At 53.4% G+C, this 12,842-nt stretch carries 9 protein-coding genes; 2 read left to right on the top strand and 7 right to left on the bottom strand.

Annotated elements, in window-relative coordinates; translation table 11 throughout:
- Nucleotides 1-3: 3 nt before the first annotated feature.
- The 3 genes from AC07UY_RS19360 to bglX form a co-directional block, all read right to left on the bottom strand.
- Nucleotides 4-1,560, bottom strand: a complete 1,557-nt coding sequence (locus AC07UY_RS19360; RefSeq protein ID WP_203360669.1) for an MFS transporter — start codon at nucleotides 1,558-1,560, stop codon at nucleotides 4-6.
- A gap of 42 nt (nucleotides 1,561-1,602) precedes the next feature.
- Entirely contained in the window at nucleotides 1,603-2,967 is a 1,365-nt protein-coding gene (locus AC07UY_RS19355) for a glycoside hydrolase family 28 protein (protein ID WP_494701774.1), read from the bottom strand.
- Between the two features lie 363 nt (nucleotides 2,968-3,330).
- Nucleotides 3,331-5,628, bottom strand: a complete 2,298-nt coding sequence (gene bglX / locus AC07UY_RS19350; RefSeq protein ID WP_494701773.1) for a beta-glucosidase BglX — start codon at nucleotides 5,626-5,628, stop codon at nucleotides 3,331-3,333.
- Between the two features lie 195 nt (nucleotides 5,629-5,823).
- On the opposite strand from bglX, the gene dld reads away from it, so the two are divergent.
- A complete protein-coding gene (dld, locus tag AC07UY_RS19345) occupies nucleotides 5,824-7,530 on the top strand; it encodes a D-lactate dehydrogenase (RefSeq protein ID WP_494701772.1) in 1,707 nt (568 codons plus the stop codon).
- 45 nt (nucleotides 7,531-7,575) lie between these two features.
- On the opposite strand, the gene pbpG is transcribed toward dld, so the two are convergent.
- Nucleotides 7,576-8,523 (bottom strand): D-alanyl-D-alanine endopeptidase, encoded by a 948-nt coding sequence (gene pbpG, locus AC07UY_RS19340; protein WP_276294612.1) that lies wholly within the window; start codon nucleotides 8,521-8,523, stop codon nucleotides 7,576-7,578.
- 176 nt (nucleotides 8,524-8,699) lie between these two features.
- A complete protein-coding gene (locus AC07UY_RS19335; RefSeq protein WP_494661276.1) occupies nucleotides 8,700-9,287 on the bottom strand; it encodes a Yip1 family protein in 588 nt (195 codons plus the stop codon).
- 165 nt (nucleotides 9,288-9,452) lie between these two features.
- On the opposite strand from AC07UY_RS19335, the gene AC07UY_RS19330 reads away from it, so the two are divergent.
- On the top strand, nucleotides 9,453-10,022 hold the full coding sequence (locus AC07UY_RS19330; protein WP_494661277.1) for a DedA family protein: 570 nt from the start codon (nucleotides 9,453-9,455) through the stop codon (nucleotides 10,020-10,022).
- 36 nt (nucleotides 10,023-10,058) lie between these two features.
- Here the strand turns inward: AC07UY_RS19330 and mdtQ are convergent, their stop codons facing one another.
- Both mdtQ and dusC read right to left on the bottom strand, forming a co-directional pair.
- A complete protein-coding gene (gene mdtQ, locus AC07UY_RS19325) occupies nucleotides 10,059-11,498 on the bottom strand; it encodes a multidrug resistance outer membrane protein MdtQ (protein ID WP_494661278.1) in 1,440 nt (479 codons plus the stop codon).
- A 219-nt stretch (nucleotides 11,499-11,717) separates the two neighbouring features.
- Entirely contained in the window at nucleotides 11,718-12,671 is a 954-nt protein-coding gene (gene dusC / locus AC07UY_RS19320; protein ID WP_494661279.1) for a tRNA dihydrouridine(16) synthase DusC, read from the bottom strand.
- Between the last annotated feature and the right edge of the window lie 171 nt (nucleotides 12,672-12,842).

Here is a 12,842-nt window from a genome sequence, read left to right as displayed (position 1 = left end):
TATTCAGGCATTTTTAGGTTGGGCAGCTGACTGCGATTTCATGTGGCTGCGGTTGATGTAGCCAACGGTGTTTTCGCCCCAGCACTGCTCGTACGGCATCCCGGTCAGGCTTTCGATAACGGCTTTGTTTTCAGCGCTAACGGTCGCTTTGCTTTCGCCACGCTTGAGACGGGCAACCTCTTCATTGAGGATCGCGTGAGTGCGGCTATTGACCTTGAACTGGAATGCAGACCAGATCCCCCACAGGGTGAGGAGCACCGGCAGGACAATCATGATTATCATGATCATATTGATGGCAGACTCTGGCTGGTTGGTTTGTCCGGAAACAAAACCGGCCATCTGCAGCGCCACACCGACCAGGAAAATGGACAGCGCCTGGGAGGCTTTACGCAGCAGGCTCATGAACCCGGCAAAGATCCCTTCACGACGATTACAGGTGAGGATTTCATCCACGTCAGCTACAAAGGTGTAGTTGTTCCACGGAATGGCATAAATGCCACCGCGCGCCAGACCAGCAATACCCGCCGCCAGATACAGCATTGCCATACTGGTTGAGCCGTTCATCCAGGTGACGGTAAACAGAATGAATGCCAGAACAGCCAGCGCACCCTGAGTGGCAAACGCGCGTGAAGGCGAGAAGCGCAGCGTTAACCAGGTCGCCAGACCCACACCAAAGAATTGCAGACCGTTGATCATTCCCAGCAGGTTTGAAGCCGTCACAGAAGAGGTCATCAGCGCGAACACCACAAAATAGGTGAACACGGAGTTGAAGATATCCTGGGCAACAGAGCCCCCCAGATACATCCCCAGATGCGAACGGAAGGTTTTGATTTTCAGCGTGGAGACAAAATCGTAGTAAATATTGTAAATACGGGTGCCGAGAGGCAGTTTTTCCGTCTCATCAATTTTGCGCTCGTTTTGCTCGATCTCTTCCAGGGAGCGTTCCCAGGTTCCGAAATAAACAAAGAACAGCACAATCATGAATGAAACGGTGAAGATAGCGCCCGCATAGAAAAACGAGTCTGACGAATCTGCGCCAAAGTAAGAGATCAGTCGTCCTGGCAGGAACGCCGCGGCAAAACCGGCAAGCTGTGCGATGTACATACGCGCACTGGTCAGTTTTGAGCGTTTGTTAAAGTCGGACGTCATCTCCGCAGAAAGCGTGTCATACGGGATGATGATCATGGAATAGACCACTTCAAACAGGATGTAGACCAGCAGATACATCCAATAGTTGAAGCCTTCCACCCACAGCAGGCTATACACCGCCACCAGCGGAATACTCAGCAGCAGGAAGAAACGGCGGCGACCAAAACGACGGCCCAGACGCGTTTTGTGGAAGTTGTCCGAGATGTATCCCATTAACGGGCACATGATCACATCAACGATACGCGCCACGGCAAACAGTGAACCGGCCTGAATCGGCGTCAGTCCACAAAAGGTGGTTAAAAAGAACAGCAGCCATGCGCTCACCAGAGTGAAGGCGCCGGAGCCAATCACATCTGCAAGACCATAGCAGACGTAGTTGTGCATTTTTATTTCACGAGCTTTTTTTATCATTTTCTATCCCCGGTCACTGAGAAGGCATACAAAGCATTTCCCTCATACAGAGGGAGAATCCGTCAGGCAGTCCTGAACGTTGAGCAATACGATGGGTTGTGTATGCCAGTGAGCAGGCAGCGTTTCAGGGCGGCGAACAGTGATGCCCGACAACCGCAATCCCGTGACGCCGTTGGCGTAAAACACAGGTAATCCGCCGGGGAAGGCTTCAACGCCATGGGCGCGACCTGTCTGCGGGTTAACGTTGTACGCATTATCCAGTCCCATACCCGTTGGGCGTTCTGGATTGCACGGCGGGCGAATGTCGTAGAACCCCTGTTCTTCAGACGTGCTGACCCGTTGTTCGATACTGACCCCATTGAACATGACATCGCGGATCATGCCTGCCGTATCGCTGTGCAGGTTAATCGCCCCTTCCGCAGTCCCGGCCAGGTTGCTGAAGGTGATGTTTGAAACAATGCCAGGCGTAATGTCAGGCGCGCGATGGCGCACAGAAATGTAGACCGGATCGGCTTTACCCCAATGGCAAGGGTGAGCATGACAGCAGTCAAAAAGAATGTTGCTGAACACCATCTGCTGAAAACGTCCGCCGTCACGCGACACCAGGCCAATCCCGCGGTTAGACTCAAAAATGGTGCAGTTGGACAGGGTGATATTTTCGATATCGGCGAACGTTTCGGTGCCGATCTTGATGGCGCAGCTTTTCGAACGCACGATGCAGTTATTCACCACAACGTTGCGAATAGGCTGTTGCAGCGAGGCGGGCTTGTTGGTGGTCTTCAGACAAATACCGTCATCTGCCGCGCTGAAGTAGCTGTCGCTGATATGCACGTGCTGGCAACTGTCGATATCCAGCGCGTCGGTGTTCGGCAGCGTCAGGGAGTTATCAATCGTCAGATTGCGAATATAGACGTGGTTGCAGCTCACCAGATGCGCAGTCCACATCGGGGCGTCATACAACGTGATATCGCGAATGCGGATTTGTTCACAGCCTTCCAGCACCAGCAGACGTGGGCGTTGGTTCTTCGGCAGTCGATAGCCTTGCGAGTCCGGCTGCGCGGCAAACCAGCTGGCGGCCTCGCCGTCAATGCGACCTTCACCACTGAGCGTAATGTGGTGCTGGCCACGGGCATAAATCAGCGCCATGCGCGACAACTCAGCCATCGTGACCGTTTCTACCGTCTGATAATCCTCAGCATCGGCACTTGCAAGCAGGCTCGCTCCAGCCTCGAGATGCAGCGTAAAATTCGAAGGAAGTACCAGCGTACCGGTGCGATAAATTCCAGGCGTGAGGGTAAGCGTACCGCCGCCCGCCCTATCAATCTCGTCAATCATTTGCTGAAGCTGCGTGGTGACCACCGTATTACCGGTTTTATCAAGCGAGCTATTTTCTAAAGAGAGCTTCATAGTCCTACCTGTCACAAGTGTATTGGACGGCATTTAACGAAGTTTTTCTCTCTCTCGCCCGCGACGAAAACCGGCTTTTTGACGTAACAGTGAAACGCTTCACGTCTGGGTAGGTGGAGGCAATAAAAATTTGAACACGCGCACAAAATGCGACAGCAACTTCACCTGAGAGGTGATCTAACGCACAGTTTTAACTTAAATGAAGGGAGCAGGGGATCGCATGTAGAGGTCATTCTTCCTCATACGCAATAAATATCGACGGCCATCACAATTCCATGAAAATCAAAAGAATCGCTATTGCAAACAAGAAAATGTTCAATGCAAAGAAAAAAAGGCTGGTTTCCCAGCCTTTTTGTTTACAGGTTACAGCAGTTCAAACTCGCCTTGTTTTACCCTGGCGGAATCCATGCCGATGAAGACGTTAAACTTACCGGGTTCAGCATCATACTTCATGCTTTGGTTCCAGAACTTCAGCGCGTCGATGTCAATCGGGAAACTGACGGTCTGCGTTTCACCCGGTTTCAGCGTGATTTTCTCAAACCCTTTTAGCTGTTTCACCGGGCGACTCAGGGACGCCGTCACATCCCGCAGATACATCTGAATGACCGTCGCGCCTTCACGCTTGCCGGTATTGGTGACCTGCACGCTGGCGGTGACTGAGCCATCACGTTTCATCGTCGGGGAGGAGAGTTTCACCTCCGACAGCGTAAAGGTGGTGTAACTCAACCCATAGCCAAACGGATATAGCGGGCCGTTCGCCTCATCAAAATAACGCGAGGTGTACTTGTTCGGCTTGTCAGCGTTATACGGGCGACCGGTGTTCAGGTGGCTGTAGTAAACCGGGATCTGCCCGACAGAGCGCGGGAAGGACATCGGCAACTTACCGGAGGGGTTATAGTCGCCAAACAGCACATCGGCGATGGCGTTGCCGCCTTCCGTACCGGCGAACCAGGTCTCCAGAATTGCATCGGCCTGCTGGTCTTCTTTCACAAGCTGCAGCGGACGCCCATTCATCAACACCAGCACCAGCGGTTTACCCGTCGCCTTCAGCGCAGTGATTAAATCACGCTGGCTTTGCGGAATATCGATATCGGTACGGCTGGAAGCTTCGTGAGCCATCCCCTGGGCTTCCCCGACCACGGCGACTACAACGTCCGATTGCTTCGCGGCGGCCACCGCTTCATCAATCATCGTCTGCGGTGAGCGTGGGTCGACCTTCACCGCCTCTTCATACAGATTGAGGAAATCAACAATGCCTTTATCGTTGGTAATGTTCGCCCCTTTGGCGTATACCACTTTTCCTTTATCGCCCAATACATTTTGAATGCCCGTCAGCACCGTCACGGACTGATCGGCAACGCCTGCGGCGGACCAACTGCCCATCACATCACGTTTGCTGTCGGCCAACGGCCCCACCACGGCAATGGTGCCGGATTTTTTCAGCGGCAGCGTTTCAAGCTGGTTTTTCAGCAACACCAGACTCTCGCGGGCAACGTCACGCGCTTCTTTACGGTGCAGACGGCTTTCAGCGTTGGTGTCCTGCGGGTCTGTCTCTTTCGCCCCCAGGTGGCTGTAGGGATCGTTAAACAACCCCATATCATACTTAACGTTGAGGACGTGACGCGCGGCATCGTCCAGCTCCGCCATCGTCACTTTGCCCGACTTAATCAACCCCGGAAGGTATTTGCTGTAATACTCATCACTCATGCTCATGTTGATACCGGACGTGATCGCCACACGCACAGCATCTTCAGGATCGGCGGCGGTACCGTGCTTAATCAGCTCTTTGATTGCCCCGTGGTCGGAAACGGTGATGCCTTTAAAGCCCCACTGATCGCGCAATACCTCTTTCAGCAGCCAGGCATCGGAGGTCGCCGGGGTGCCATTTAATGAGTTAAGCCCCACCATCACCGCGCCGCTTCCCGCATCCAGCCCGGCTTTGTACGGCGGCATATAATCGTTGAACAGGCGCTGCGGACTCATATCCACCGTGTTGTACTCTTTACCGCCTTCAACCGCACCGTAAGCGGCGAAGTGTTTCACGCTGGTCATCACCGAGTAGCGATCCGCCGGGCTTTTGCCCTGCATCGCTTCAACCATGGTTTTACCCATCGTTTCGGTCAGGTAAGTATCTTCGCCAAACCCTTCGGAAGCTCGGCCCCAACGCGGGTCGCGCGAAACATCCACCATCGGCGCCCAGGTCATATTCAGACCATCATCCGCCGCTTCATAGGCCGAAACGCGTCCCACGGTGTTGACCGCATCCAGGTTAAAGGAAGATGCCAGACCGAGGCTGATAGGGAAAACAGTACGCTGGCCGTGCAACACGTCATAGGCAAAGAACAGAGGAATTTTCAGGCGGCTGAGTTCCATGACCTGATCCTGCATTTTGCGGATATCCTGGCGGGTGACGGTATTAAAAATCGCCCCCACCTGCCCGTCTTTGATCATGTCACGGATGGCTTCTTTTGGATTGTCCGGACCCACGCTTATCAAACGCAGCTGACCAATCTTTTCATCAACGGTCATTTTCGTGAGCAAATCAGTGACAAACGCGTCCCGCGCTTCAGGTGTTAAGGGATGATTGCCAAACAGCGACTCCGCCAAGGCTGGCTGCATAGCCAGACTCACCGCGACACCTACAGAACATAGCCATTTCATGTTGTTTCTCTCTTATTTTTAGCCCGCAGAGGCGGCGAAAATATAGCAAAAACCGTAGTTTGCCATAAGCCTAAACGGGTGAGAAAAAGAAAGCTAAGGTTATTCTCTGATTTTTTCGAAACATTCATGAATGAAATCGTCATACAAAGCGCTATGCTTAACACCGATATTTTGTCCCACCACAAGGAGTGGAAAATGTCTTCCATTACAACAACCGATAATAACGATCTTATTCATGAGCTCGCCCGCCTGGTGGGTCATTCACACCTGCTCACTGACCCGGCTAAAACCGCCCGCTATCGCAAGGGCTTTCGTTCCGGACACGGCGACGCGCTGGCCGTGGTCTTCCCTGGCTCGCTGATGGAACTGTGGCGCGTGCTCAATGCCTGCGTCAATGCAGATAAAATTATTCTGATGCAGGCCGCCAATACCGGGCTGACCGAAGGTTCCACCCCCAGCGGCAATGACTACGACCGGGACATTGTCATCATCAGCACCCTGCGCCTCGACAAACTTCATCTGCTGGATAAAGGCGAACAGGTGCTGGCGTTTCCTGGCACCACCCTCTACTCGCTGGAAAAAGCGCTTAAGCCCTTTGGTCGCGAACCACACTCGGTGATTGGTTCCTCCTGCATTGGCGCTTCCGTCATCGGCGGTATCTGTAATAACTCTGGCGGATCGCTGGTGCAACGTGGCCCGGCCTACACCGAAATGTCACTGTTCGCGCGCATTGATGAACAGGGTAAATTGCAACTCGTTAACCATCTGGGAATCGAGCTGGGCGAGACGCCGGAACAGATCCTCAGCAAACTGGATGACGAACGCGTCAAAGATGAAGACGTGCGCCATGATGGTCGCCACGCACACGACCACGATTACGTCACCCGCGTGCGCGATATTGAAGCCGACACCCCCGCGCGTTATAACGCCGACCCGGACCGTTTATACGAATCCTCCGGTTGCGCAGGCAAGCTGGCCGTATTCGCCGTACGTCTGGACACCTTCCCGGCAGAAAAAAATCAGCAGGTCTTCTACATCGGCACCAACCAGCCGGACGTATTGACGGAAATCCGCCGCCATATCCTGGCGACGTTTGAGAACCTGCCGGTTGCGGGCGAATATATGCATCGCGACATCTATGACATCGCGGAAAAGTACGGCAAAGATACGTTCCTGATGATCGATAAGCTCGGCACCGACAAAATGCCGTTCTTCTTCACTCTGAAAGGACGCACCGATGCGATGCTGGAAAACGTAAAATTTTTCCGTCCGCACTTCACTGACCGCGCAATGCAAAAGTTCGGTCATCTGTTCCCGAGTCACCTGCCGCCGCGGATGAAAAACTGGCGCGATAAATACGAACATCACCTGTTGTTAAAAATGGCGGGAGACGGTGTAGCGGAAGCGCAAAGCTGGTTGACGGAGTTCTTCAAAACAGCCGAGGGTGACTTTTTCGCCTGTACGCCGGAAGAAGGCAGTAAGGCGTTCCTGCACCGTTTTGCAGCAGCTGGCGCGGCCATTCGTTATCAGGCAGTTCATGCTGATGAGGTAGAGGATATTCTGGCGCTCGACATTGCCCTGCGCCGCAACGACACCGAATGGTATGAGCACCTGCCGCCCGAAATCAGCGATAAACTGGCGCATAAACTCTATTACGGCCATTTCATGTGCTACGTCTTCCACCAGGATTACATCGTGAAGAAAGGCGTCGATGCGCATGCGTTAAAAGAGCAGATGCTGGAACTTCTCCAGCAGCGCGGGGCGCAATACCCGGCGGAACATAACGTAGGGCATCTGTATAAGGCGCCAGAAACGCTCACGCGTTTTTATCGTGAAAACGACCCGACGAATAGCATGAATCCAGGTATCGGTAAGACAAGTAAGCAGAAGTTCTGGAAGTGAAGTGATTGCCCGAGAGCGTAGCGCTCTCGGGCATATTGAGACACATTAATCGTTCTGCGCCGTTTGCTCGCTCTTACTGGCGCCTGCTGCGGCCATCTGTGCGGCTTTTTGCTTCTTATAACTCAGCGCCGCTGGCGGAACCGGCATGACTTTGCCGGTTTCAATCCACGTGCGTAAACGGCTGGCATCGGCAAAGTGGGTATATTTGCCGAACGCATCCATCACCACCAACGCCACCGGTTTGTTCTTAATGGTGGTGCGCATCACCAGGCAGTGACCCGCCGCGTTGGTGAAGCCTGTTTTGGTCAACTGAATATTCCAGTTATCGCGATACACCAGATGGTTCGTGTTACGGAATGGCAGCGTGTAGGCCGGGTTGGCAAACGTGGCCATGTCTTCGCGGGTAGTGCTCAACTGGCCCAGCAGCGGATACTGTTTGCTGGCAATAAGCAGCTTTGTTAAGTCGCGGGCCGTCGAGACGTTATGAATGGACAACCCCGTCGGTTCCACAAACCGCGTGTGGGTCATGCCCAACGCTTTGGCTTTGGCATTCATCGCTTTGATAAACGCGTTGTAGCCGCCCGGATAATGGTGCGCGAGACTTGCTGCCGCGCGGTTTTCCGAGGACATCAGCGCCAGCAGCAGCATATCTTTACGGCTAATTTCACTGTTCAGACGCACGCGGGAGTATATCCCTTTCATTTCTGGCGTCTGGCTGATATCCACTTTCAGTTTTTCGTTCAGCGGCAGTTGCGCATCAAGCACCACCATCGCCGTCATTAATTTGGTTATCGACGCTATCGGACGCACAAGGTCAGGATGGTTCGAATAGATCACTTTGTTGGTATTTAAATCAACAATCATCGCGCTACCAGACGCAATCTCAGGTTGAGACGCTGTTGTGGTAGCCGCCGTTTTCGCCACAGCCTGCGGCGCAAAAGGGACAGCCAGCATCAGGGCAAGGCTTAGTATTGAAACTCGGAATTTCAGCATGATGAGATTTCTGATAATGGTTCACGCACGTCACAACGCGCACCGCCGGAGTTAAGTATAAACTCAAGCTAGCTCAGGCATCATAGCGATCGGGCAGGTTTGCCGCCACAGAAGAATCGTCAACAAATGCTGCGTTGCTGACTTTTACGCCAGCAACGCCATTGAAGAAGATTAAATCAGAATAACCGGTACCCGTAGCCCCACAGGATCACCGTGATAGCTAACAGGACCTCCAGCACCAGCACGCCGATAGCCAGCGTCGAACTGGAAAAGCTCAGCCCTTCCTCTTTGTTAATGTTCAGGAATGTCGGGACACCGAGGTACAACAAATAACCGGTGTAGAACAACGCGATGGTACCGACCAGCGCACACAGCCATACCAGCGGATATAGCGCGACAAAACCGCTCAGGAAAAGCGGCGTAGCGACATAGCCGGCAAAGACCATGCAGTGCGCCAGAGAAGGACGTTGCGGATAGTTTCGCGCCATCCACCAGATGATCCGGCCCATTACCGCCACCCCTGCCAGCATGACCGCGTAAAAAACAATGGCCAGTGCAAAACCGGTAAACAGAGAGAGCTGAAACACATTGCCATCGCCAAAATTCCAGCCAATTTGCGTGGTGCCAATAAATGCGCAAATCACCGGGATTGCCGCCATCATCAGGACATGGTGGGTGTAGTGGTGCGAAATGGTTTCGTTCTCACTTTTGATCACGTGCATTTCACGATCGGGATGGGAAAACAGCCCCCAGACATGGTTCATACCGCCCCCCTTCTTGTCAGCTCCGGACCTCAACACTTCAAGTATAATTCAGCTTTCGATTATTTTATGTACAGCCCACGAAATACCGGTCCGCTGAACGGGCGCTTTTCCGGTCATAAAGATTCATAAGGTGTATGCTAAAGATTGTGGAGGTCATACCGACGTATGGATATAAACAGTCTTATCGCGCATTACGGCTATGCCGCGCTGGTCATTGGCAGTCTGGCCGAAGGCGAAACCATCACCCTGTTAGGGGGTGTTGCCGCTCATCAGGGGTTGCTCAAATTTCCGTTGGTCGTCATCTCCGTTGCGCTCGGCGGCATGATCGGCGATCAGGTCCTTTATTTAGTGGGGCGTCGATTTGGTGGGAAACTGCTGCGCCGCTTCTCACGTCACCGCAGCAAAATTCATTACGCGCAAAAGATGATCCAACGCCGCCCTTACCTGTTTGTGATCGGTACACGATTCATGTACGGATTTCGCGTCATCGGCCCGCTTCTGATTGGCGCCAGCCATCTACCGCCAAAGATCTTTCTGCCGCTGAATATTCTGGGCGCGCTGATTTGGGCGCTGCTGTTTACGGCTCTGGGCTATCTCGGCGGCGAAGTGATTGCACCCTGGCTGCACCATCTCGATCAGCACATCAAACATGGGGTCTGGCTGGTGCTGATCGTCGGACTGGTGGTGGGGACACGCTGGTGGCTGAAACGGCGCAGCAAGCAAAAAGTGCAATAAAGGCAGCCGACAGCCCGCGCTGACGGCTGCTGGCTGTCAGCTTGTGTGGTAGCCCCCGCCTAATGCGCTGGTCAGTTGAACAGAGGCATCAAGCCACTGGCCTTGCAAAATCAGGCCATTGCAATGCTCGCGTAGCGCCGGGATCTTCGCCTGACTGACCCGCGAACCGGCAATGATACCGGCATTGAAACGCGCCTGCGCAAGTCCGACAACCCGTTGAGCATCATGTTCAATCTGCATCTGGTGTTGGTTTTTTGCCGCCATCGTTTCAACCTGACTTGCCGCGCGCGTCACGTCATTCACCGCATCAACCACCGCTTTGTTGTAATTCGCTATTGAGAGGTTACTCTGCGCCCTGGCGATATCGAGATTCGCATTCAGCCTGCCACTGTCGAATATCGGCAGCGTCAGCCCGGCAGTGACGCCCATTTGTTGCGCTGAACTGCGGAACAGGTCGCTCATGTGCAGAGCATCCTGCTGCAGAAAGGCCATCAGGTTGATATCAGGATAAAAGGCCGCTTTCGCCGCGTCGACGCTGCCCAGAGAGGACTCAATGTACCAGTGCGCCGCCTGCAGATCCGCCCGACGAGCCAGTAATGAGTATCCTAACTGCGCGGGTAATGCGCTTTCCACCTTCGGCAGCGCAACCGCATGCAGCGTCAGCGGCGTGGATTGCTGATGGGTTAGCGCCGCCAGCCTTGCCTCAATTATTTTCATTTTACCGGCGGCATCACTGAGCTGTTGCTGCGTTTTGCTGTCGTCTATGTCCGTCTCCACGCCTTCCACGGAGGAGGTAATGCCGTTTTGATACAACTGGCGGTCAGCCGTAATGATGTTTTTTTGCTCTTGTTCAATCTCCGTTAACACGTTGCTCAGCGCCGCCTGGGTTTGCCACTCCCAGTATAAACGCGTCACCCCGCTCGCCAGCAGTTGACGAGTCTGTTCCTGCTCGGCTTCACGCGCTTTGACGGTGCCAATCCGCGCCGTCACTTCTGCCCGGTTCTTGCCCCACAAATCCAGGTTCCAGCCTGCCGTTAGCCCAAATGTCCCGTTGGTGTACCACGGGCCGGTCGTGCCCGCAGCGGGATCGCTGCTGGCAAAGGGCCCCATCACCCCTTCAGCTGACATTTTCTGCCGCTCTGCATTCGCCGAGAAATCGATCTGCGGTCCGTCCTGCACTTCAACAGCCTTGGCCTGCGCCTCCGCTAATTGAATGCGCTGCTCTGCCACCTGCATATCTGGCGCATGTGCCAGCGCACTCTCAATCAGCGCATTCAGTTGAGGATCCTGATAAGCCCGCCACCACTGGCTGTCCGGCCAACCGTTTTTTAATGCTGCCGGTAATGCAGATTCAACGTGTGAAGTGGGCACCTGCTGCGCCAGCGTCTGGCGGTTGTCGTGCATCGGGGCGCATCCCGCAAGTGCAATAATTAGCGGCAAACACGCGGTCGCAACAAAAGGAGAATAACAATTCATGGGGGTGTTCTGGTGAGAAAAGGTGCGCAGAGATTACGTGGTGTCGCATCTTTTTTTTTAGTTACGCGTGGCAATACATCTTTGGAAAATAAAAGAAATAATCAGAAAAATATATTCAGCTTAAATGAATATTTAAAAATTATTTAAATGATAAATAAATATAGACCCCATTTTGTTCCCCTTATTTGCCCAATCCGCCGATGCGCCATCGGCCATGTCTCATGGCCGCAACGACGCAATATCAATGGACTGGATCGCACGGGCAATATCCGGTGAATTATTGAGAGAACGAATCTCCTGAAAAAGTGCTGTCGCTTCTGAGTACTCTTTACGTAAATACCCCAGCCACTGTTTGATGCGCGCCACGTGATACAGCCCGGTATCGCCTTGCTTTTCCAGTCGGCTATATTTCTGCAGCAGAACAACCACGTCAGGCCACGGCATACGCGGTTCGTTATATTTCACGACACGACTCAGGTTGGGAATATTTAATGCCCCTCGCCCCATCATCACCGCGTCGCAACCGCTGACTGCCATACAGTCCTGCGCACTTTGCCAGTCCCAGATCTCACCGTTGGCGATAACCGGAATCGTTAACCGCTGTCGGATTTCGCCAATCGCCTGCCAGTCAATGTGCTCCGCTTTATACCCTTGTTCTTTCGTGCGACCGTGTACCGCCAGTTCGCTCGCACCCGCCTGCTGTACCGCATCGGCAATTTCGAATTTTCTGTCGCCGCTGTCCCAGCCAAGACGTATTTTAACCGTCACGGGCAGATGTGCCGGTACTGCCTCACGCATCGCCTTTGCCCCCTGATAGATAAGTTCAGGATCTTTGAGCAAGGTTGCACCGCCACCGCTGCCATTAACCAGCTTTGACGGACAGCCGCAGTTAAGATCAACGCCATACGATCCTAACTCCACCGCGCGCGCGGCATTTTCCGCCAGCCATTGCGGATATTGCCCCAGAAGCTGTATGCGCACCAATGTGCCCGAGGGTGTCCGGCTGGCATTGAGCAGTTCCGGGCAAATACGGTGGAATACTTTCTCAGGCAAGAGTTGATCCACCACGCGCAAAAATTCCGTGATGCACAGATCGTAGTCGTTCACGTCGGTCAGGAGCTCGCGCACCAAAGAATCAAGCACGCCTTCCATCGGCGCCAGCAAAACACGCATATCGTTACCCGCAAAAAAAGAGGCGCTATGGTAGCGTCTCTCCAGGGCGGTTTAAAGTCTCTCCGCTATGATCTTTATGACGCAACGTTCCCGTTGTCTATATTCACCATGCTCAGAATTCATGATGTGATCGGTAGCACATTTTAAAGTTTAATTGTATGATGAATACCT

The sequence above is a fragment of the Citrobacter sp. GW821-FHT02E08 genome (genome assembly GCF_059421685.1).
This window is presented reverse-complemented; position numbering and strand designations above follow the sequence as displayed.

Coding starts and splice junctions, on each gene's coding strand:
- AC07UY_RS19330 (WP_494661277.1), top strand. CDS start 9,453: ATGGATATAAACAGTCTTATCGCGCATTACGGCTATGCCGCGCTGGTC.
- AC07UY_RS19360 (WP_203360669.1), bottom strand. CDS start 1,560: ATGATAAAAAAAGCTCGTGAAATAAAAATGCACAACTACGTCTGCTAT.
- mdtQ (WP_494661278.1), bottom strand. CDS start 11,498: ATGAATTGTTATTCTCCTTTTGTTGCGACCGCGTGTTTGCCGCTAATT.
- AC07UY_RS19335 (WP_494661276.1), bottom strand. CDS start 9,287: ATGAACCATGTCTGGGGGCTGTTTTCCCATCCCGATCGTGAAATGCAC.
- AC07UY_RS19355 (WP_494701774.1), bottom strand. CDS start 2,967: ATGAAGCTCTCTTTAGAAAATAGCTCGCTTGATAAAACCGGTAATACG.
- pbpG (WP_276294612.1), bottom strand. CDS start 8,523: ATGCTGAAATTCCGAGTTTCAATACTAAGCCTTGCCCTGATGCTGGCT.
- dusC (WP_494661279.1), bottom strand. CDS start 12,671: ATGCGTGTTTTGCTGGCGCCGATGGAAGGCGTGCTTGATTCTTTGGTG.
- bglX (WP_494701773.1), bottom strand. CDS start 5,628: ATGAAATGGCTATGTTCTGTAGGTGTCGCGGTGAGTCTGGCTATGCAG.
- dld (WP_494701772.1), top strand. CDS start 5,824: ATGTCTTCCATTACAACAACCGATAATAACGATCTTATTCATGAGCTC.